Origin of the sequence: Streptomyces aurantiacus JA 4570 (genome assembly GCF_000414115.1) — a bacterium.
Lineage (GTDB): Bacteria > Actinomycetota > Actinomycetes > Streptomycetales > Streptomycetaceae > Streptomyces > Streptomyces aurantiacus_A.
Genome location: NZ_AOPZ01000412.1, coordinates 1 through 20,011, shown reverse-complemented (window position 1 = coordinate 20,011; position 20,011 = coordinate 1). Strand labels below are relative to the sequence as shown.

The window sequence follows — 20,011 nt, the reverse complement described above, 5'->3', positions numbered from 1 at the left end:
TCGCCGTACGCGCTCGTAACTTGACACTGATGAATGTGACAATGCATGGCGGCTGCGTCAATAGTTCTGCACGACCGTCCGGGACAGGTCCGGAAGTTCCCCGAGGGGGCAGCCGGGGGAACCCTCAGGGGTCGACTTCCGGACGACCCCTACGGGCCCGTAATACTCGAGAGTGACGGCGATCGAGCCTCAGGGCTGACGCCCCGGTGTGGTCCGCGCCACTACGTTCGAACCGTGACTGTGATCGCGACCGAAAGCCTGAGCAAGCGGTACCCGAGGGTGACCGCGCTTGACCGGCTCTCCATGGATATCGGGCCCGGTGTGACCGGACTCGTCGGAGCCAACGGAGCCGGCAAGTCCACACTGATCAAGATCCTGCTGGGTCTGTCCCCCGCCACGGAGGGCCGCGCCGCCGTGCTCGGCCTCGATGTCGCCACCAGCGGCGGCGAGATCCGCGAGCGCGTCGGCTACATGCCGGAGCACGACTGCCTGCCGCCGGACGTCTCGGCCACCGAGTTCGTCGTCCACATGGCGCGCATGTCGGGCCTGCCGCCTGCCGCCGCGCGCGAACGCACCGCGGACACCCTGCGCCATGTCGGGCTCTACGAAGAGCGCTATCGCCCCATCGGCGGCTATTCGACCGGCATGAAGCAGCGCGTGAAGCTCGCCCAGGCGCTGGTGCACGACCCGCAGCTGGTCTTCCTCGACGAGCCGACCAACGGCCTCGACCCGGTCGGCCGCGACGAGATGCTGGGCCTGATCCGGCGCGTGCACACCGACTTCGGCATCTCCGTCCTGGTCACCTCGCACCTCCTGGGCGAACTGGAACGCACCTGCGACCACGTCGTCGTCATCGACGGCGGCAAGCTCCTGCGCTCCAGCTCCACCACGGACTTCACCCAGACCACGACGACCCTCGCCGTCGAGGTCACCGACAGCGACGAACACCCCGACGGCACCGGCGCGTTGCGCAAGGCGCTGCAGGGCCGCGGCGTGGCCACCCAGGACGACGGCGGCGGCCTGCCCGGCGCCGGGCACACCGTGCTGCTCGAAGCAGAGGGCGAGGAGACGTACGACCTCGTACGCGACGTGGTCGCCGATCTCGGCCTCGGCCTGGTCCGCATGGAACAGCGCAGGCACCACATCGCGGAGGTCTTCCGCAGCAACGACGAACAACAGGGTGAGCCGGCCCCGGGCCACGAGGCGCCCTCCGAGCGCGCCGCCGCCTGGGCGGCCACCGCGGCCGCCGCCGAGCAGACAGGAGGCGCCCGCGATGCCCGCTGACTCCACCCAGATCCACAACATCGGCTACCGGCACTACGAAGGACCGCGCCTGGGCCGCGCGTACGCCACCCGGTCGCTGTTCTCGCAGAGCCTGCGCGGCGCCTACGGCCTCGGCCGCTCGGCCAAGTCCAAGGTCCTGCCGATGATCCTCTTCGGGGTGATGTGCGCCCCCGCGCTGATCATGGTCGCGGTCGCCGTGGCCACCAAGGCCAACGACCTGCCGATCGACTACACGCGCTACGCCATAGTGCTCCAGGCCGTCATCAGCCTCTACCTGGCCGCCCAGGCCCCGCAGACCGTCTCCAGGGACCTGCGGTTCCAGACCGTGCCGCTGTACTTCTCGCGCCCCATCGAACGCGTCGACTACGTACGCGCGAAGTTCGCGGCACTCTCCAGCGCGCTGTTCATCCTGACGGCCGTCCCGCTGGTCGTGCTCTACGTAGGAGCACTGCTCGCCAAACTTGACTTCGCGGACCAGACGAAGGGCTTCGCCCAAGGACTGGTCTCCGTAGCACTGCTTTCCGTCCTCTTCTCCGGGATCGCGCTGGTCATCTCGGCGGTCACCCCGCGCCGCGGCTTCGGCATCGCCGCCGTCATCGCCGTCCTGACCATCTCCTACGGAGCGGTGTCCACCGTCCAGGCCATCGCGCACGAACAGGGCAGCTCCGAAGCCATCAGCTGGCTCGGCCTGTTCTCGCCGATCACGCTCATCGACGGCATACAGACCGCCTTCCTGGGCGCCACCTCGGCCTTCCCCGGCAAGGAAGGCCCCTCGGCCGGCGCGGGCGCCGTCTACGTCCTCGTCGTCCTCGCCCTCATCGCGGGCAGCTACGCCGCCCTGCTGCGCCGCTACCGAAAGGCCGGGCTCTGAAAATGACGTCCCTCAGCATCGACCACGTATCCCGCTGGTTCGGCAACGTGGTGGCGGTCAACGACATCACGATGACGATCAGCCCCGGAGTCACCGGCCTGCTCGGCCCGAACGGCGCCGGGAAGTCCACCCTCATCAGCATGATGGGCGGCTTCCTCGCCCCCTCGACCGGCACCGTCACGCTCGACGACAAGCCCACCTGGCGCAACGAGACCATCTACAAGCACCTGGGCATCGTCCCCGAGCGCGAGGGGATGTACGACTTCCTCACCGGCCGCGAATTCGTCGTCGCCAACGCCGAGTTGCACGGCCTGGGCAAGAAGGCCGCCCAGAAGGCCCTCGCCACGGTCGAGATGGAGTACGCGCAGGACCGCAAGATCTCGACGTACTCCAAGGGCATGAAGCAGCGCGTGAAGATGGCCTCCGCGCTCGTCCACGAGCCGTCCGTGCTGCTGCTCGACGAGCCCTTCAACGGCATGGACCCGCGCCAGCGCATGCAACTCATGGAGCTGCTGCGCAAGATGGGCGACGAAGGACGCACCGTCCTGTTCTCGTCGCACATCCTCGAAGAGGTCGAACAGCTCGCCTCGCACATCGAGGTGATCGTCGCCGGGCGCCACGCGGCCAGCGGCGACTTCCGCAAGATCCGCCGCCTGATGACGGACCGGCCGCACCGCTACCTGGTGCGCTCCAGCGACGACCGCGCACTCGCGGCCGCGCTGATCGCCGACCCGTCGACCGCGGGCATCGAAGTCGACCTCAAGGAGGGCGCGTTGCGCATCCAGGCCGTCGACTTCGGTCGCTTCACCACCCTGTTGCCACGCATCGCCCGCGAACACGACATCCGGCTGATGACCGTCTCGCCCTCGGACGAGTCGCTCGAGTCGGTCTTCTCCTATCTCGTCGCGGCCTGAAGGGAGCCACCGTGTACGACCCCACTGTCGCCCGGCTCACCTACCGGGCCCTGCTCGGCCGCCGCCGGGCACTGATCCTCTTCGCCCTGCCGCTGCTGCTGATCGTCATCTCCGCGGCGGTACGCGCCCTCAGCGGCGCCGACGACCAGGTCGCCTCCGACCTGCTCGGCGGCTTCGCGCTTGCCACCATGGTGCCGATCATCGGCGTCATCGCCGGCACCGGTGCGATCGGCCCCGAGATCGACGACGGCTCGGTGCTCTACCTGCTGTCCAAGCCGGTCAAACGGCCCACGATCATCGTCACCAAGCTCACCGTCGCCATCGCCGTCACCATGGCGTTCTCGGCGGTCCCGACGTTCATCGCGGGCATGATCCTGAACGGCAACGGCCAGCAGGTCGCCGTCGCCTACACCATCGCCGCCCTTGTCTCCTCGATCGCGTACGCGGCGATCTTCCTGCTCCTCGGCACCATCACGCGGCACGCGGTGGTCTTCGGCCTCGTGTACGCCCTCGTGTGGGAGGCGCTCTTCGGGTCGCTGGTCTCCGGGGCGCGCACGCTCAGCGTCCAGCAGTGGTCGCTGGCCGTCGCCCACAAGGCCGCGGACGGCGGTGACCTGGTCACCTCCGACGTCGGCCTGCCCGTCGCGGTGATCCTGCTGATCGTCGTGACGGCCGGGACCACCTGGTTCGCCGGGCAGAAGCTGCGGACGCTGACGCTGGCCGGCGAGGAGTAGGCCGTCCTGCCGTCTTGACGGCGTCTTCCCCCTCCCACCAGGACACTGGTGGGAGGGGGATGCTTCAGCAGTGGCTGGGAGGTGCCGCGATGGCATCGGACGACGGTCGGGACGAGGAGCCCGCGGGCGCGGAGGGCGCCGGGGACGGGGCCTGGGACGAGGTGGTTCTCGACGACGACTTCATACGTTCCGCCGAGGCCGCCGAGCCGTCCGCCCGGGCCCGCATGCTCTCCGCCCGCTGGCGGGACCGGGCGCCCGAGCCCCAGCCCTGGCGATCCGACGAGCCGCCCGCCGGGTGGTTCTTCAGCCGGCGCAGGAAGAGGCGGCGCCGCAAGTAGGCCCGGCCCCCCGGGAAATTCGGTGGCGTACGGCGCCGGTGCTCGGCAGAGTGGAGAAGTCACCGCGCGCCGGGTCCGTCCCGGCGCTCACCTTCTGGGAGAGGAGCCGGCGTTGTTCATGAACAGTCCGTCGTGCTCCCGGCAGGGCGAACCGCGGCAGGCTCCGGAGTAGTCACCGCACTCCGTTTGAGCCGCGCCACGGGGGACCGCCCGGGGCGGCCGCTTCGAGCGCGCACATTTCGCTGCGCGGGCCGCCCACCCAACGTTGCACTGGGCCGGGCCTGGGGGTTACGGGAACATTCCCGTGCCCTTGGGTCCGGCCTTTGTGTACGTCCACGGGACAGTGGCTGTAGGCCGGGGCTGTGCCCACCCGTCCCGCCCTGCGGGACGATTGCCCACAGCGGTAGCGGCCGACGGTGACGGGTCCGGCTGCCCACAGCGGCTACGCGTACTGCCCGCGGCGGGACCCGCTCAAGGCCCTAGGCCAGCAACCGCTCCAACACCACCGCGATCCCGTCCTCCTCGTTGGAGGCCGTCACCTCGTCCGCGACCGCCTTGAGGTCCTCATGGGCGTTGGCCATGGCCACGCCGTGGGCGCACCAGGCGAACATCGGGATGTCGTTGGGCATGTCGCCGAAGGCGATCGTGTCCACGGCCTTCGCGCCGATGCGGCGTGCGGCGAGGGACAGGCCCGTCGCCTTCGTCAGGCCGAGCGGCAGGAGTTCCACTATGCCCTCGCCCGCCATCGTCACGCCGACGAGATCGCCCGCGACCTCCCGCGCCACGGCCGCCAGCGCGTCGTCGCCGAGCCCGGGATGCTGGACGTACACCTTGTTGAGCGGCGCCGCCCACAGGTCCGCGACGTCCGTGAACGGGATGACCGGGAGCGGGCCGTCCTGGACCACGTACCCGGGGCCGACCAGGACCTCGCCCTCCAGGCCGTCGCGGCTCGCGGCGAGCGCCAGCGGGCCGATCTCCGCCTCGATCTTGGCGAGGGCCAGGCCCGCGAGCTGCCGGTCGAGGGTGACGGAGGTCAGCAGCCGGTGCTCGCCCGCGTGGTACACCTGCGCGCCCTGGCCGCACACCGCAAGACCGTCGTAGCCGAGGTCGTCCAGGATGTGCCGGGTCCAGGCGACGGAGCGGCCGGTGACGACGATGTGGGCCGCGCCCGCCGCGGTGACCGCGGTGAGCGCGGCACGGGTGCGCGTCGAGACCGTGTCGTCGGGCGACAGGAGCGTCCCGTCGAGGTCGGTCGCCACGAGGGGGTACGGGAAGGCCGGGCGGCCGCTCTCGGACGGGCCGGTTCCGACGGGGGAGACGGTGCTCACTTGGCGAGGGGCTCCAGGATCTCTCGTCCGCCCAGATACGGCCGCAGAACCTCCGGCACGCGCACGGAACCGTCGGCGAGCTGGTGGTTCTCCAGGATCGCCACGATCGTGCGCGGCACCGCGCACAGCGTGCCGTTCAGCGTCGCGAGGGGCTGGACGGCCTTCTTGCCGCCCTGCTCCTCGCGCATGCGCACGGACAGGCGGCGGGCCTGGAAGCTGTCGCAGTTCGACGCGGACGTCAGCTCGCGATACTTGCCCTGGGTGGGGATCCACGCCTCGCAGTCGAACTTGCGGGAGGCCGAGGCGCCCAGGTCGGCGGAGGCGACGTCGATCACCTGGAAGGGCAGCTCCAGGCCGGTCAGCCACTGCTTCTCCCAGTCGAGGAGCCGCTTGTGCTCGTTCTCGGCGTCCTCCGGGGCGACGTACGAGAACATCTCGACCTTGTCGAACTGGTGCACCCGGAAGATGCCGCGGGTGTCCTTGCCGTAGGTGCCGGCCTCGCGGCGGAAGCAGGGTGAGAACCCGGCGTACCGCAGGGGGAGCTTGTCGGCGTCGATGATCTCGTCCATGTGATACGCCGCGAGCGGGACCTCGGAGGTGCCGACCAGGTAGTAGTCGTCCTTCTCCAGGTGGTACACGTTCTCGGCGGCCTGGCCGAGGAAGCCGGTGCCCTCCATGGCGCGCGGGCGCACCAGGGCGGGGGTCAGCATCGGGATGAAGCCGGCCTCCGTGGCCTGCGCGATCGCCGCGTTGACCAGTGCCAGTTCGAGCAGCGCGCCGACGCCCGTCAGGTAGTAGAAACGGGAGCCCGAGACCTTCGCGCCGCGCTCGACGTCGATGGCGCCGAGCGCCTCGCCGATCTCCAGGTGGTCCTTGGGCTCGAAGCCCTCGGCGCCGAAGTCGCGGATGGTGCCGTGCGTCTCCAGGACGACGAAGTCCTCCTCGCCGCCCACCGGCACGTCCTCGTGCACGAGGTTGCCGAGCTGGAGGAGGAGGCGCTTGGTCTCCTCGTCGGCCTCGTCCTGCGCGGCGTTCGCGGCCTTGACCGCGGCGGCCAGCTCGCCGGCCTTCTTCAGGAGCTCGGCCTTCTCGTCGCCGGACGCCTTGGGGATGAGCTTGCCAAGCGCCTTCTGCTCGGAGCGGAGCTCGTCGAAGCTGAGGCCGGACGACCTGCGCCGCTCGTCGGCGGAGAGCAGGGCGTCGACGAGGCCGACGTCCTCTCCACGGGCGCGCTGAGAAGCGCGGACACGGTCGGGGTCCTCACGGAGCAGGCGAAGGTCAATCACCCCTCAAGGCTACCGTCGCCCGGTTCCGGCCCACGACTTGATATTCACCATGCAGGCGTTATGCCCGTTTTGTCGGAATGGGAATTCCTTGGAGTGACGCCGGGATGACGTCCGGGTGGCCGGAGAGCGCCGCCCGTTCGGAGGGTCAATAAAGCGGACACGATTCCCCGAAACGGGGCAGAACTATCCAGCCGCCTTGACTCGATCCCCTTGTGGGAAACGGGACTTGGGGACCCGGTTGTCCACAGGAATGGGTTCTACCGGAAAGTTATCCACAGGCTGTGCGAAAGATCTGTGGATGCCGGAAGAGGCCGCTCTGAATCTCCTCCGTACGTCGGCGGATTCCTGCCCCAAACCCTCTCCGAGCCAACTTTCGAGTGGAAATGGTTAACTCCAAAGAGTTGATCAATGGAAAAGAGTGGACAGGGGTGACGTGCGGGGCTGTGGACGTACTTGAGCGCTGAGAGCCGCTTTGTCGACGATGTCGCGCTTCGTTGTCGACTTGTCCCCAGATCGAGAAGGGCACCTGTGGATAACTTCTGTGGACAACGTAAATCTGCAGGTAGTACCGGGGTTTCGGCCACGCCGAAGACCGTCGGGAGCCCCGGAGAACCTCCGGGAGAGGGCAGATGAAGCGTCGGCGAACGATCTGAAGTGCCGGTGAACGCTCAGAACCGGCCGTCCTGGCAGCGCGCCAGCCAGTCCGACGCCGCCATGAATTCCGCGTCGGTGGTCCCCGGCCGCTGCGGCCGGACGTCCTCGGACGCCACGCCCGCGCGCGGATAGGACCCGAGGAAGCGCACCTTCGGGCAGATCCGCTTCAGGCCCATCAGCGCCTCGCCCACGCGGCGGTCGGTGATGTGGCCCTCGGCGTCCACGCTGAAGCAGTAGTTGCCGATGCCCTGCCCGGTCGGCCGGGACTCGATCCGCATCAGGTTGACGCCGCGCACCGCGAACTCCTGGAGCAGTTCGAGCAGCGCACCGGGGTGGTCGTCGCCGAGCCAGATCACCAGGGAGGTCTTGTCCGCGCCGGTGGGCGCAGCGGGCCGGGCCGGCCGGCCCACGAGCACGAACCGGGTCGCGGCGTTGGCCGCGTCGTGGATCTCGGTGACCAGTGGCTCCAGGCCGTACGTCGCCGCGGCGAACTCGCCCGCGAACGCCGCGTCGAACCGCCCCTCCTGCACAAGCCGCGCGCCGTCGGCGTTCGACGCCGCCGACTCCCACAGCGCGTCCGGCAGATGGGCGCCGAGCCAGTTGCGCACCTGCGGCTGGGCCACCGGGTGGCCGGTCACCGTCTTGATGTCCTTGAGCTGGGTGCCGGGGCGCACCAGCAGCGCGAAGGCGATCGGAAGGACGACCTCGCGGTAGATCATCAGCGGCTCGCCCTTGGCGAGCTCGTCGACGGTCGTGGTGACGCCGCCCTCCACCGAGTTCTCGATCGGCACCAGCGCCGCCGCGGCCTCGCCGGAGCGCACCGCGTCCAGCGTCGCCGGGACGGACACCATCGGGACCAGCTCCCGGGTGGCCGCCTCGGGCAGGGTGCGCAGGGCCGCTTCGGTGAAGGTGCCCTCGGGGCCGAGGTAGGTGTAGCGCGTCGCCGACATACCGTCACCCTAATGCGCGGCGTGAGACGCGGCTCACGCGTCTCACGGAGCGAAGCCCGCGCCGTACCCGCCCCGGCTCACCCTTCCAGCAGCCGCTGCCCCACGTACTCCCCGGCCCCCGCGCCCCCCGGCACCGCGAACAACCCGCTCGCCTCGTGCCGGATGAACTCCGAGAGCGCGTCCCCGCGGTCGAGCTTGCGCTGCACCGGCACGAAGCCCCGCAGCGGATCCGCCTGCCAGCAGACGAAGAGCAGCCCCGCGTCCGGCTCGCCCTTGGCGTCGAAGCCGTCGTGGTACGAGAACGGGCGGCGCAGCATCGCGGCACCGCCGTTCTGATCGGGGCGCGTGATGCGGGCGTGGGCGTTGAGGGGGACCACGAGCTTGCCGTCGGCGCCGGTCTTCTCCAGCTCCATCTCGGTGGTCTCCGTGCCGCCGGTCAGCGGCGCGCCGTCGGTCTTGCGGCGGCCGATGACGTCTTCCTGGGCCTTGGTGGCGAGCCGCTCCCAGTCGTCGAGCAGCATCCGGATGCGGCGTACGACGGCGTAGGAACCGCCGGCCATCCAGGCGGGGTCGGCGCCGTCCGGCTTCTCGGGCACGAAGATCCGCTTGTTGAAGTCGTCGTCGGACGGCTTCGGGTTGTTGGTGCCGTCGATCTGGCCCATCAGATTGCGGGTCGTCATGGGGCGGGCGGTGGCGCCGGGCGAGCGGTTGAAGCCGTTCATCTGCCAGCGCACCTTCGCCGCCGAACCGGCCTCCTTCTGCAGCGCGCGCAGCGCGTGGAAGGCGACGAGCGGGTCGTTCGCGCCGATCTGCACCCACAGGTCGCCGTTGCTGCGGGACTTGTCGAGGCGGTCGGAGGAGAAGTCGGGCAGCGGGTCGAGGGCGGCCGGGCGCTGCTTCTCCAGGCCGGTGCGGCCGAAGAAGCCGTGGCCGAAGCCGAAGGTGACGGTGAGCGCGGAGGGGCCCGCGTCGCGCGCGATGTCGGTGTCCGGGCCCGCGCCGTCCACCGGCTTGCCCGCCATCAGCCGCGCGGCCGCGGTCGACCAGCGGCGCAGCAGCGCCGCCGCCTCCTTGCGCCCGGCGCCCGCCGCGAGGTCGAAGGCGATCAGGTGACCGCGGGACTGCACGGGGGTGGTGATCCCCGGCTGATGTTTCCCGTGAAACATCACCTCGTCCGTGCCGAGGGTCGTCAGGGCCGCCCCGGAAGCGCCGGAGCCGTCGGCCGAGTCCGAGGACGCGACCGCGTATCCGGCGGCGCTGCCCGCCGCGCCGAGGGCGAGGCCGGTGGCGCCCGCCGTGCCGAGCAGGCGCCGTCGCGAAATGGTGTGGTCCGCCATGAGGGTCAGCCGATCTGCACGTTCTTGTCGAGGGTCACTTGGTCGATGTCGGAGGTGCGCACGGTCACCTTGACCTGCCACTTGCCGGCCATCGGGATCTGCACGCCGCTCGCGCTCCAGTGTCCGGTCGCGATGCGGTCGGGGGCGACCGGCAGCGGGCCGACGTCCTTGGACTTGAGGGTGAAGGAGACCTTCACCTCGGGGATGTCGAAGCCGCTGCCGTTGGGCCGGTTCGCGAAGACGTGCAGGTCGTTGCTGCCGGTACGGCCGGGCGTGAGCTCCAGGCGCACGTCGCCCTTGCCGTCCTGGCCGCCGGTGTCGAACGGGATCTTGATCTTGACGGGGCCCGCGGGCCGCTGCGCCGACGCGGACGAGGCGTTCTTGGCCTCTTCCTCGGTGCGACCGGGCTCGGTGCTGGTCAGGATCGTGGTGACGGCGAGCAGGACGACGGCGACGCCCGCCTCGGTGAACACCGAGCGGCGCAGGCCCGAGCGGTGCGGGTCGGCGTCGCGGATCCGCTTCTGGCGGGCGGAGTCCATGGCGGCCTGCTGCCGGGCGAGCTGCGCGGACCTCTTCCCGTCGTCGGCGCCCGGGCCGCCGGTGTCCGCCGACGCCCCGGTCTTGGAGGCGTGCGCCACGGCGACCGGCTTCTTCTTCTTGGTCGACCCGGCCGAACCGGCCGTACGCGCGGGGGTGGCGGTGCCCTTCCGCTGTTCGACGACCGCCGCGGCCGCCGCCTCGGGCGTCAGCCCACCGGCCTCCCCCGCGATCCGGCCGGTCCAGCGCCGCGACACCGACGCGACGCCCACGAGGACGGCGACGAGCCCGATCTTGACGAGCAGCAACTGCCCGTACCGGGTCTCGACGAGCGCGGTCCACGAGCCGACCTGCCGCCACGACTGGTAGAGGCCGGTCGCCGCCAGCGTCACCACACTGGCGAACGCGACGCGCGAGAAACGGCGTACGGCAGCGGCGTCGATCAGCGGCGCGCGGTACAGGCACAGCAGCAGTGCCGCGAGCCCGCCGAGCCAGGCCGCGACGGCCAGCAGATGCAGGACGTCGACGGGCATCGCGATGCCGGCCTGGATGCCGGTCGAGGCGTGCTCGGCGAGCGCCCAGGTCGCCGCGATGCCGATGGCGACGACGCTGCCGCCGATCGCCAGGCCGAAGGCGAGGTCCCGCTTCTCCTTGGCGTCCTCGCGCCGCTCGTACGCCCCGAAGAGCACCGCGATGAACAGCGCGGCGGCCGCGAGAAGGAGCAGCCGTGAGACGAGCGCGGCGCCGGTCTTGGTCTGGAGTACGTCGCCGAGCTTGGCCAGGTCGAAGGCGTCGCCGAGCTTGCCCGACCCGGTGTACGGCGCCCGCAGCAGCAGCATCACCAGCGTGGCCCCGGTGAGCGCGAGCCACCCGCCGACCACGAGCCGCTGCAGCGGCCGCACCCCCGCGCCGCGCTGCCAGCACGCGAGCACGAACGCGGCACCGCCGACGACGACGGTGAATCCGGCGTACGAGACGTAGCGCGCGATGCCGTAGAGCGCGCCGACGACTCCGCCGCCGACCTCCTGGTCGGACAGCGACACCTTGGTGTCGGAGGGCGCGCCGATGGAGAAGGTGAAGGCCCCGGAGATGGGGTGGCTGTCGGCGGAGACGACCTGGTAGGCGACGGTGAAGGTGCCGTCGGGCAGGCCCGGCTTCAGCTTCACGCCGTAACTGTTCGAGCCGAGGTCGCTGGTCTTGCCGGTGTCGACGCGCTTGCCCGCAGGGTCGAGGACGCGTACCGAGCCGTCGGACATGGCGACCTTCTCGGAGAAGGTCAGCGACACCTGCGCGGGTGCCTTGTCGACCACCGCTCCCTGCCTGGGGTCGCTCCCGGTCAGCGCGGCGTGCGCGCCGGCGGGCGCCGCGGCGGCGAGCACGGAGCCGAGGACGGCGCCGATCAGGGCGACGGCGACGAGCAGCAGGCGCCCGTACCCGGTCAGGGAAACCGGCCCCGGGCGGGGAGCGGTGGTCCGCATCAACTCTTCAGTCCCCTCAGTGCGACGAGTGCTTGTCGGTGGTGGAGTGGGGCTTCGTGTTGCTCGTGTCGTGCTCGGAGCCCTCGGACCGCTGGTCCGAGGCGCTCTCCGGGTTGTACGTCGCGGCCTTCACCGGCACCTGGACGGTGATCGGCTTCGACTTCTCGAAGCGGAGGGTGACCTCCACCTTGTCGCCCTGCTCCGGCTTGTGCTTGAGCTTTTCGAGCATGATGTGGTTGCCGCCGCGGGCGAAGGCGAGCTTGCCGTTCGCGGGCACGTCGAAGGACTTCCGCTCCTTCATCGTGGAGCCGACGGTGGCGTGCAGGGTGACGCTGCCCGCGAGCGGGCTTGAGGCGCCGACGAGCTTGTCCGCGCCGCCCTTGTTGGTGACCGTGAAGAAGCCGCCGGCCATGTCGGCCATCGCCGGGGCGGGGATGTAGGCGCCGCCGACCGACAGTTCGGGCTTCTTGGCGGCGTCCCCGGAGGAGACCTGCTCGGGCTTGTCGGCCTTGCTGGAGTCGTCGTCGCCGCAGCCCGCGAGGACGAGACCCGCGGTGAGCGCTATGGCGCCGCCGGTCAGGAGGCGACGGCGGCGGGTGGTGCGGTGGTTCACGGGTTCTGTCCCTTGAGGATCTTGGGGAGGTCCTGCTCGTAGTCCTTGGACGTGGCGTCCTTGCCGTTGTAGACGACATAGCCGGCGTCGGACTTCGGCGAGAAGGCGATGACCTGCGTGCCGTGCATCGACTCGATCTTGCCGTTCTTGAGCTTCTTGGACGGTTCGATGTTGATGCCGACGGTGCGGCCGCTGCCCTGGATGGTCGGGAAGTCACCGGTCAGGCCGATGAACTCGGGGTCCTGGGCCTTGAGCCACTTGCCCAGTTCCTTCGAGGTGTCCCGCTCGGGGTCGGTGGTGACGAAGACGACCTGGAGCTTGTCGAGCTCCGCCTTCGAAACGGCCTTCTTCTGTAGAAGGCTCTTCTTGGCGACCGCGATGTTGCTCATCGTCAGCGGGCACACGTCCGGGCAGTTGGTGTAGCCGTAGTAGAGGAGCACCGGCTTGCCCTTGGTCTGCTCGCGCAGGTCGTACTTCTTGCCGTGGGTGTCCGTCAGGACCAGGTCCGGCTTCTTGAACGGCTGGTCGATGACCGTCGCGGCCTTGTCCGATCCGGGCTCCACCGACACGTCGGCGACCTTCTTCTTGCTGTCGCCGCCGTCCGAACCGCACGCGGTGAGCGTGAGGGCGGCCGCGGTCAGGAGCGCGGCGGCGGTGAGCGTCTTCGTGGTCTGCTTGCTCAACTTGCGCATACGAAAATGTCCCAGATGTGAGGAGGCCGGGACGCGCCGGGGCCGGGGCCGACGGCGCGTCCCGCGGGCGGCTCAGGCGTTGCGGCGGCGGCCCGCGAGCACGCCGAAGGCCACGCCCGCGGCGCCGACGACGATGCCGACGATGCCGAGGGTGCGGGCGGTGGTGTCGCTGCTGTCGCTGTCGGAGGCGCTCTCTTCCTTGCCGCCGGACTTCGCGTCGGCCTTGGCCTTGTCGTCGGACGCGGCCCCGCCGTGGTGGTCCTCGGACGCGGCGGTCAGCGCGAGGGCGGGCGCCGGGAACTCCGGCTCCTCCGCGCCCTTCTGCTGCGGCTCGATCCAGCGCACGACTTCCTTGTTGCTGTACGTCTGGAGGGCCTTGAAGACCATCTGGTCGGCGTCCTCGGGGAGCTGACCGAGGGACAGCGGGAACTTCTGGAAGGTGCCGGGCTCGATGCCCTTGCCGTCGGCGGTCCACACGACCTTGGAGACGGCCTCGTCGATCTTCTCGCCGTGGATCTCGATCGGCTTCTTCAGCTTGGTCTTGGTGATCTTCGCCTTCCAGCCGGGGACCGGCGCCGTCATCACCGACGCGAGCGGCTGGTCGGCGGGGAAGGTGACCTCCAGCTTGGTGGTGGAGGCGTCGTCGCGCTCATTGGGGACCTTGAAGTTGACGGTCGCGTAGCCGCCCTTGGCGGCCTCGCCCTCGGGGCTCACGCTGACGTGCGCGAAGGCCGGGACGGCGGAGAGCAGCAGGACGGCGGAGGCGGCGGTGCCGGCGACGACGGAGGCGCGGGTCAGGGACTTCATGGCGGAATGCTCCAGTTTCGGCAGGCGGGCACGGCGGTCGTGCCCGTGGTGACACGGGCGGCGTGCCCGCGGTGAACGGTGATACGGCCGTACGCACTGTGGTGTTCGGAAAGGGGACGCGGTGCGGCGGGCCGTGCGGCCACGCGCGCGTGCGTGCGGGTGCGCCACGCGGCACCCGCTCCCCTGGGAACGGGAGCGGTCCGCGTCAGGCGGCGAGCGCGAGGTCGGCGGGCGCGGGCGGACCGCGCCGGATCACCGTGTCCTGGAGCGTGGCGGTGCGGAGCCGGGACGGTACGAGGGTGCGGGCGGCGCGCACCGGGCCCGCCAGGGGTGCGCCGGGGAGCCCGGCGCGCAGCACTCGTACCAGAGCGAGGGCCGCACGCAGGGAACGTACGAGCGCGGCCTCGGCGACTCCATACGCCCCCTGGGCCGAGAGCCGCACCAGACGGGCCAGCGCGAGGTCGCCGCGGCGCAGCAGCCAGCCCGCGGCGAGCGCCGCGAGGACGTGCGCGAGCAGCATCGGCAGGGTCGGAAGGAGCGAGGCCGCCGGGTCCATCCCCGGCATCGAGCCCGTCGCGGCGTGCCCCGCGGCCTCGCTCCCGGCGTGGCCGTGGGCCGCGTGGGCGCCGCCCGAGGGTTCGAGACCGGCGCCCCGGAGGATTTGCCGGGCCTGGACGGGAGTGATCGTCGCCGCGCTCGCGCCGCACGCGATCCGGGCCGCGCGCTCGACGAGCGAGGCGGCGTCCGAACCGCCCGCGCTGGCCGACGCCATGGCCGTGCCGTGCTGCTGGCCGAGGCCGAACAGGGCGTGCAGGGCGAGCTGACCGGCGGCGAGTGCCCCCGCGATGCCCGGCAGCGACCGCTCGCGCCCGGCGAGGGGCGCGGCGACGGCGAGCACGGCGAGGAAGGCCACGGCCAGCGTCCACAGGGGGACGGCGGCACACGAGGCGAGTACATGGCCCCCCGCGGACAGCACGACGCAGACCGCGGCGAACATCGCGGCCCGCAGCAGCCGGAGGTCGGCTCCGGTGCGCGCCTGGCGCTCGTGGGGGGCAGTCATGGCGGGGCCATCATCGCACCAGGCTTACCCGTCACCTACGGCAGGTCCGCAAGGTCCCGCCCCGGCCGGTCCGCGCCGTTCCGCCCGGTTCCGCCCCTTCACGAGGGGTACTCGTCTACACCGGACGGGCCCGCCGCCGCGTCCGCCGTATGGGCGGCATCACGTCAAGTGGGCGCTTATTCGCGAGCAGGCGCGGCAATACGTATCGGTATGTCGAGCCGCAGCCAGGAGGCTGGAGCATGAGCATCTGGTGGTCACTCCATTTGCGGCGCGAAGCTGCGAGCGTTCCGCTCGCCCGGCGCCTGCTGATCGGCACGATGGAGAGCGCGGGGGTGCACCCCGACGTCTCCTACGACCTGTCGCTCGCGCTCACCGAGGCATGCGCCAACGCCGTGGAGCACGGTGGGGCGGCCGCCCCCGGTGCGCCCGGCGGCGCGTATCGGGTCACGGCGTATCTGGACGGCGAGAAGTGCCGCATCGAGGTCGCCGACTCCGGCCCCGGGTTCCCCCCGGGCCGCGTCGTCATGTCGACCCGCCGGGGCCGGGGGCGCCGCCGCGCCCGGCGCCCGGTCCCCGCGGCCCTCGCGCCCTCGATGCCCGCGATGCCTTCGGAGAACGCCGAGAGCGGGCGCGGCCTGTGTCTCATCCGGGAGCTCGCCGACCATGTGGACGTCGGCAACAAGCCTGGGCGCGGCGGCGCGGTGATCAGTTTCGACAAGGTTCTCAAGTGGCGTGAGGGGGCGCCGCTCGCCGTTTGATCGCGGCCTGCGGCCTGCTCGTCCTCAAACGCCGGACGGGCTCAAAACTTCCTCCACGTAGACGTCGAGTGCGGGACGCGGTGCTCTGCCCAGCAGTGTGCGGAGCTGGTTGTTCTCGATGCTCGTGCCGTCCAGGAAGCCGCCCGCTATCGCGGAGTACGTGCTCAGGAGCATCGGGATCTGGAAGGGCAGGGCCTGACCGGCCGCCGTGATCGCCTCGCGGGTCGCGGCGAGGGTGCCGGGTTCGTAGTGGCCGCCGACGGCGTGGGCCAGGTCGGTGCCGCCCAGGGGGTGTTCGCCGACGAGTTCGTAGGTGCGGCCCGCGTGCGGAGCCGGGTCCGTGGCCACGCGGACGGCGACGTCGGCGAGGTCCTCGCGGGCCACCGCGGCGAGGCGGCCGTCGCCGAGCGGCGCGGCGATCGTGCCGTCCGGGCCCGGCGCGGCGACGGCGGCGAGGAACTCCGCGTACAGACCGTTGCGCAGCACCGTCCAGTTCAGCGTGGAGCGGCGCAGACGGCGTTCGGTCCAGCGGTGCGCGAGGGCGTACGTGAGGTGGTCGCCGTCGCCGCTCAGGCTGGTGTAGACGAGGTGGCCGACGCCCGCCTTCTCGGCGGCGGAGATCACGGCCTCGTGCCGGGTGGTGACGACGTCGTCCTCGGCCGCGCCCGCCGAGATGACGAGCAGGGTGTCGACGCCGGTGAAGTCCAGGGACGACGGGTCGTCGAAGTCGACGCGCCGCCCGCCGGGCCCGGGCGTGCGGGTGCCGACCACGACGTCCTCGCGGTCCGAGAGGCGCGCGGTGACGAGCTTGCCGAGCGCGCCGGTGGCGCCGGTGATCATGAGCATGGGAACGTTCCCCCGTCGTTCTGGGTTCCATGGGAGCGGGCGGCGGTGCTCGCCGGGCCCACCACCATCGTGATCACCCGCGGACGATCACGTAAGGAGGCACTCTGATGTCAGCAGGGCACACGGCGATAACCACCCCCGGCGCGGCCGAGGGCGAGCCGGTGATCAGTTGCGAGACACCGCAGGACGAGTGCGGCGTCCGGGACGTGCTCGACCGGCTCGGCGACAAATGGTCGGTCTACGTAGTCGTCGAACTCGCCTCCGGAGTCCTGCGGTTCAAGGAGCTCCAGCGCCGCATCCACGGCGGCATCTCGCAGCGCATGCTCACCCTGACGGTGCGTCGCCTGGAGCGCGACGGCCTGGTGAAGCGCACGGTGCACCCCACCGTCCCGCCGCAGGTCGAGTACGAACTGACGGAGCTGGGCCACAGCCTCACCCACCTGGTGAAGACCCTGGCGGACTGGTCGATCGCCCACCGCCCGGACATCGCGGCGGCACGCAGGGCGTACGACGGGCGCGCCGCTCAGGCGGAGGCCGGCGCCACCCGCTGAGCGCCCGCACGCGCGGCCGTACGCCTCACAACTCCCCCTCCCCCGAAGGCGGCAGCACCCGGCACAGAGCGTCCACGGCCGCCGCGTACGCGTGCTCGGGCGGTGTCGCGTACCCGACCACGAGGCCGTCCGGCGCGTGCGTGGCCGCGGCCGGGTGCCGGTAGTCCGACAGGCCCTCCAGGCCGACCCCCTGCCACGCGGCGGCCTTCACCGCGGACGCCTCCGTGCCGGGCGGAAGGCGGAGCACGGCGTGCAGGCCGGCCGCGATGCCGGTGACGGTGATGTGCGGGGCGCGTTCGGCGAGGGCGGCGACGAGGTGGTCGCGGCGGCGCCGGTAGCGCTGGCGCATGCGGCGGACGTGCCGGTCGTAGTGGCCGGAGTCGACGAGGTCGGCGAGGGTGAGCTGGTCGGGCACGCTCACCCATGCCTCCCGTTGGCCCTTGGCGGTGACGGCGGCGCCGACCAGGTGCTCCGGCAGCACCATCCAGCCGAGCCGGACGGCGGGCGACAGGCTCTTGCTCACCGAGCCGATGTACACGACGCGTTCGGGGTCCAGTCCCTGGACGGCGCCGACGGGTTCGCGGTCGTAGCGGAACTCCCCGTCGTAGTCGTCCTCCAGGATCAGGCCGTCGCGCGTGCGGGCCCAGTCGACGGCGGCGGCGCGGCGCGCGGGGTGCAGCGGGCCGCCGGTCGGGAACTGGTGCGCGGGGGTGAGCAGCAGCGCCCGGACCGGGCCCGCCACCTGGGCCAACTCCTCCACCCGAGCGCCGTGTTCGTCCAGGGACAGCGGCACCGTACGTACCTTGGCGGCGTCCAGGAGCGAGCGGTGGAAGCCGAGTCCGTACGCCTCCACCGCGACCGGGCCGCGCAGCACCCCGCCGCCCGCGCCGCCACCGGGCCCGCCGAACAGCAGCCGCAGCGCGTGCGCGAAGCCGGAGCACACCACGATCCGGTCCGGGTCGGTCCGTACGCCGCGGACGCGCGCCAGATATCCGGCGAGCGCGCGGCGCAGCTCGATACGGCCCTGTGGATCGCCCGGCCCGAACGCCTCGTTGGGCGCGGCGGTGAGGGCGCGCCGGGCGGCCGCCAGCCAGGCGGCACGCGGGAAGGAGCCGGCGTCCGGCTGGCCCTGGACGAGGTTGTGGGCGGGGCGCGCGGGGGTGTGGGGGGAGCGCTTGGGGATGCGGGCGCGCGGTGGGGGCGCGGCGCGGTCGGCGACGCGGGTGCCCGAGCCCTGCCGGGCGGTCAGCCAGCCTTCGGCGACCAGTTCGGCGTAGGCGTCGGCGACGGTGTTGCGGGCGACGCCGAGGTCGGCGGCCAGGGAGCGGTACGGGGGCAGCCGGGTGCCGGGGGCCAGGCGGCCGTCCTGGACCGCCGCCCGCAGCGCGCGGATCAGGGCGGCCCGGCGGCTGCCCTCGCCGCTGAGCTCCAGATGCAGATCACTGCCGACGCGCTCCGCCGACGCCGTCTCATCCGCCGCGTCTGCCGAATTGACCCATGATTCCGCCATGGAAATGCACCCTACCCAAGGTCTTTCCGGCGCCTAGATTCATGGTCATGACGAACACCGAGACGCACACGACGCACACGACGCACTCCACGCACACCACGCACGCCGAGGCCACCGAGGCCACCGCCCGCATCGACTTCGCCAAGGCCGCCCCGAAGGTCTTCAAGGCCGTCATCGGCCTGGACGCCGCCGCCCGCACGGGCCTCGACCCGGCCCTGGTCGAGCTGATCCAGATCCGCGCCTCGCACCTCAACGGCTGCGCGTACTGCCTGCACATGCACACCAACGACGCCCGCAAGGCGGGCGAGAGCGAGGACCGGCTGCACATGGTGGCCGTCTGGCGCGAGGCCAGGAACTTCTTCACCGCCAAGGAGCAGGCTGCTCTCGCCCTGACGGACGCGGTCACTCTTGTCGCCGACGCGGGCGTCTCCGACGGGGTGTACGCGGAGGCCGCCGCCCAGTTCGACGAGACCGAGCTGGGCCATGTCCTCGGCCTGATCCTTGCCATCAACACCTGGAACCGCATCGCCCTGAGCACCGCGAAGGTCGCCGGGACGGACGAGCGCCAGGGCTAGCCCCGGCGCACCCGGCCGACATCAACCCTTCAGGCGGGCCATCCAAAGCTCGACCTCGTCGGACCGCCGGGGCAGCGCGGCGGAAAGGTTCCGGTTGCCGTCCTCCGTGACGAGGATGTCGTCCTCGATGCGCACGCCGATGCCGCGGTACTCCTCCGGCACGGTCAGGTCGTCCGCCTGGAAGTACAGACCGGGCTCGACGGTCAGGCACATGCCGGGCTCCAGGGTGCCGTCGGCGTACGACTCGCGGCGGGCGGCCGCGCAGTCGTGCACGTCCATGCCGAGCATGTGGCCGGTGCCGTGCAGCGTCCAGCGGCGCTGCAGCCCCAGCTCCAGGACGCGCTCGACCGGGCCCTCGACGAGCCCCCACTCGACCAGCTTCTCGGCGAGCACGCGCTGCGCGGCGTCGTGGAAGTCACGGAACTTGCCGCCCGGCTTGACCGCCGCGATGCCGGCCTCCTGGGCCTCGTACACGGCGTCGTAGATCTTCTTCTGCAACTCGTTGAAGCGGCCGTTGATCGGCAGCGTGCGGGTGACGTCCGCCGTGTAGTACGTGTGCGTCTCCACGCCCGCGTCGAGCAGGAGCAGCTCGCCGGAGCGCACGGCGCCGTCGTTGCGCACCCAGTGCAGGGTGGTCGCGTGCGGGCCCGCGGCGCAGATGGAGCCGTAGCCGATGTCGTTGCCCTCGACGCGGGCGCGCAGGAAGAAGGTGCCTTCGATGTAGCGCTCGGAGGTGGCCTCGGCCTTGTCGAGGACCTTCACCACGTCCTCGAAGCCGCGCACCGTGGAGTCCACGGCCTTCTGCAGCTCGCCGACCTCGAACTCGTCCTTGACGAGACGGGCCTCGGAGAGGAAGACGCGCAGCTCCTCGTCGCGCTCGGCGGTGAC

The 20,011-nt window shown here is 71.4% G+C and carries 20 protein-coding genes; 8 read left to right on the top strand and 12 right to left on the bottom strand.

Going from position 1 to position 20,011, the window contains the following annotated elements; translation table 11 throughout:
* Positions 1–240: 240 nt before the first annotated feature.
* From STRAU_RS32090 to STRAU_RS32070, 5 genes are all read left to right on the top strand, one after another.
* Positions 241–1,284, top strand: coding sequence for an ABC transporter ATP-binding protein (locus STRAU_RS32090; protein ID WP_016644577.1), 1,044 nt, complete (start codon positions 241–243; stop codon positions 1,282–1,284).
* A complete protein-coding gene (locus STRAU_RS32085; RefSeq protein WP_016644576.1) occupies positions 1,274–2,155 on the top strand; it encodes an ABC transporter permease in 882 nt (293 codons plus the stop codon). Before STRAU_RS32090 ends, STRAU_RS32085 begins: the two co-directional genes overlap by 11 nt.
* Before the next feature lie 2 nt (positions 2,156–2,157).
* A complete protein-coding gene (locus STRAU_RS32080) occupies positions 2,158–3,069 on the top strand; it encodes an ABC transporter ATP-binding protein (RefSeq protein ID WP_016644575.1) in 912 nt (303 codons plus the stop codon).
* 11 nt (positions 3,070–3,080) lie between these two features.
* Complete coding sequence (locus tag STRAU_RS32075; RefSeq protein ID WP_016644574.1) at positions 3,081–3,803, top strand: ABC transporter permease; 723 nt, start codon at positions 3,081–3,083, stop codon at positions 3,801–3,803.
* Positions 3,804–3,892: 89 nt separating this feature from the next.
* On the top strand, positions 3,893–4,141 hold the full coding sequence (locus tag STRAU_RS32070; protein WP_037663354.1) for an SGM_3592 family protein: 249 nt from the start codon (positions 3,893–3,895) through the stop codon (positions 4,139–4,141).
* Positions 4,142–4,620: 479 nt separating this feature from the next.
* On the opposite strand, the gene STRAU_RS32065 is transcribed toward STRAU_RS32070, so the two are convergent.
* The 9 genes from STRAU_RS32065 to STRAU_RS32025 form a co-directional block, all read right to left on the bottom strand.
* Entirely contained in the window at positions 4,621–5,469 is an 849-nt protein-coding gene (locus STRAU_RS32065) for an HAD family hydrolase (RefSeq protein ID WP_016644572.1), read from the bottom strand.
* A complete protein-coding gene (gene serS, locus STRAU_RS32060) occupies positions 5,466–6,755 on the bottom strand; it encodes a serine--tRNA ligase (protein WP_016644571.1) in 1,290 nt (429 codons plus the stop codon). The genes STRAU_RS32065 and serS overlap by 4 nt, the downstream gene beginning before the upstream one ends.
* A 668-nt stretch (positions 6,756–7,423) precedes the next feature.
* The gene (pheA, locus tag STRAU_RS32055; RefSeq protein WP_016644570.1) at positions 7,424–8,359 is read right to left on the bottom strand and encodes a prephenate dehydratase; all 936 of its coding nucleotides are present in this window, start codon (positions 8,357–8,359) and stop codon (positions 7,424–7,426) included.
* 77 nt (positions 8,360–8,436) lie between these two features.
* Complete coding sequence (efeB, locus tag STRAU_RS32050; RefSeq protein ID WP_016644569.1) at positions 8,437–9,696, bottom strand: iron uptake transporter deferrochelatase/peroxidase subunit; 1,260 nt, start codon at positions 9,694–9,696, stop codon at positions 8,437–8,439.
* Between the two features lie 5 nt (positions 9,697–9,701).
* Entirely contained in the window at positions 9,702–11,711 is a 2,010-nt protein-coding gene (locus STRAU_RS32045; RefSeq protein ID WP_016644568.1) for a copper resistance CopC/CopD family protein, read from the bottom strand.
* Positions 11,712–11,727: 16 nt separating this feature from the next.
* Positions 11,728–12,324: a copper chaperone PCu(A)C gene (locus STRAU_RS32040; RefSeq protein WP_016644567.1), complete on the bottom strand. Its 597-nt coding sequence runs from the start codon at positions 12,322–12,324 to the stop codon at positions 11,728–11,730.
* Positions 12,321–13,016 (bottom strand): SCO family protein, encoded by a 696-nt coding sequence (locus tag STRAU_RS32035; RefSeq protein WP_016644566.1) that lies wholly within the window; start codon positions 13,014–13,016, stop codon positions 12,321–12,323. The genes STRAU_RS32040 and STRAU_RS32035 overlap by 4 nt, the downstream gene beginning before the upstream one ends.
* Positions 13,017–13,088: 72 nt before the next feature.
* Positions 13,089–13,823 carry a YcnI family copper-binding membrane protein gene (locus STRAU_RS32030; RefSeq protein WP_016644565.1) on the bottom strand — a complete coding sequence of 245 codons (735 nt, stop codon included), beginning with the start codon at positions 13,821–13,823 and terminating at the stop codon, positions 13,089–13,091.
* A 205-nt stretch (positions 13,824–14,028) separates the two neighbouring features.
* Positions 14,029–14,883, bottom strand: coding sequence for a hypothetical protein (locus STRAU_RS32025; RefSeq protein WP_016644564.1), 855 nt, complete (start codon positions 14,881–14,883; stop codon positions 14,029–14,031).
* Between the two features lie 239 nt (positions 14,884–15,122).
* On the opposite strand from STRAU_RS32025, the gene STRAU_RS32020 reads away from it, so the two are divergent.
* On the top strand, positions 15,123–15,641 hold the full coding sequence (locus STRAU_RS32020; RefSeq protein WP_037663317.1) for an ATP-binding protein: 519 nt from the start codon (positions 15,123–15,125) through the stop codon (positions 15,639–15,641).
* 24 nt (positions 15,642–15,665) lie between these two features.
* On the opposite strand, the gene STRAU_RS32015 is transcribed toward STRAU_RS32020, so the two are convergent.
* Positions 15,666–16,487 carry an NAD(P)H-binding protein gene (locus STRAU_RS32015; protein WP_016644562.1) on the bottom strand — a complete coding sequence of 274 codons (822 nt, stop codon included), beginning with the start codon at positions 16,485–16,487 and terminating at the stop codon, positions 15,666–15,668.
* Positions 16,488–16,594: 107 nt separating this feature from the next.
* On the opposite strand from STRAU_RS32015, the gene STRAU_RS32010 reads away from it, so the two are divergent.
* Positions 16,595–17,038 carry a winged helix-turn-helix transcriptional regulator gene (locus STRAU_RS32010; protein ID WP_016644561.1) on the top strand — a complete coding sequence of 148 codons (444 nt, stop codon included), beginning with the start codon at positions 16,595–16,597 and terminating at the stop codon, positions 17,036–17,038.
* 25 nt (positions 17,039–17,063) lie between these two features.
* Here STRAU_RS32010 and pdxR read toward each other — a convergent pair whose 3' ends face one another.
* On the bottom strand, positions 17,064–18,548 hold the full coding sequence (pdxR, locus tag STRAU_RS32005) for a MocR-like pyridoxine biosynthesis transcription factor PdxR (protein WP_016644560.1): 1,485 nt from the start codon (positions 18,546–18,548) through the stop codon (positions 17,064–17,066).
* 47 nt (positions 18,549–18,595) lie between these two features.
* Here pdxR and STRAU_RS32000 point away from each other — a divergent pair, with 47 nt between their 5' ends.
* Positions 18,596–19,123 (top strand): carboxymuconolactone decarboxylase family protein, encoded by a 528-nt coding sequence (locus STRAU_RS32000; protein ID WP_397893144.1) that lies wholly within the window; start codon positions 18,596–18,598, stop codon positions 19,121–19,123.
* A 21-nt stretch (positions 19,124–19,144) separates the two neighbouring features.
* Here STRAU_RS32000 and STRAU_RS31995 read toward each other — a convergent pair.
* The coding region (locus STRAU_RS31995; RefSeq protein ID WP_037663314.1) for a M24B family metallopeptidase at positions 19,145–20,011 on the bottom strand (867 nt) is incomplete at its 5' end.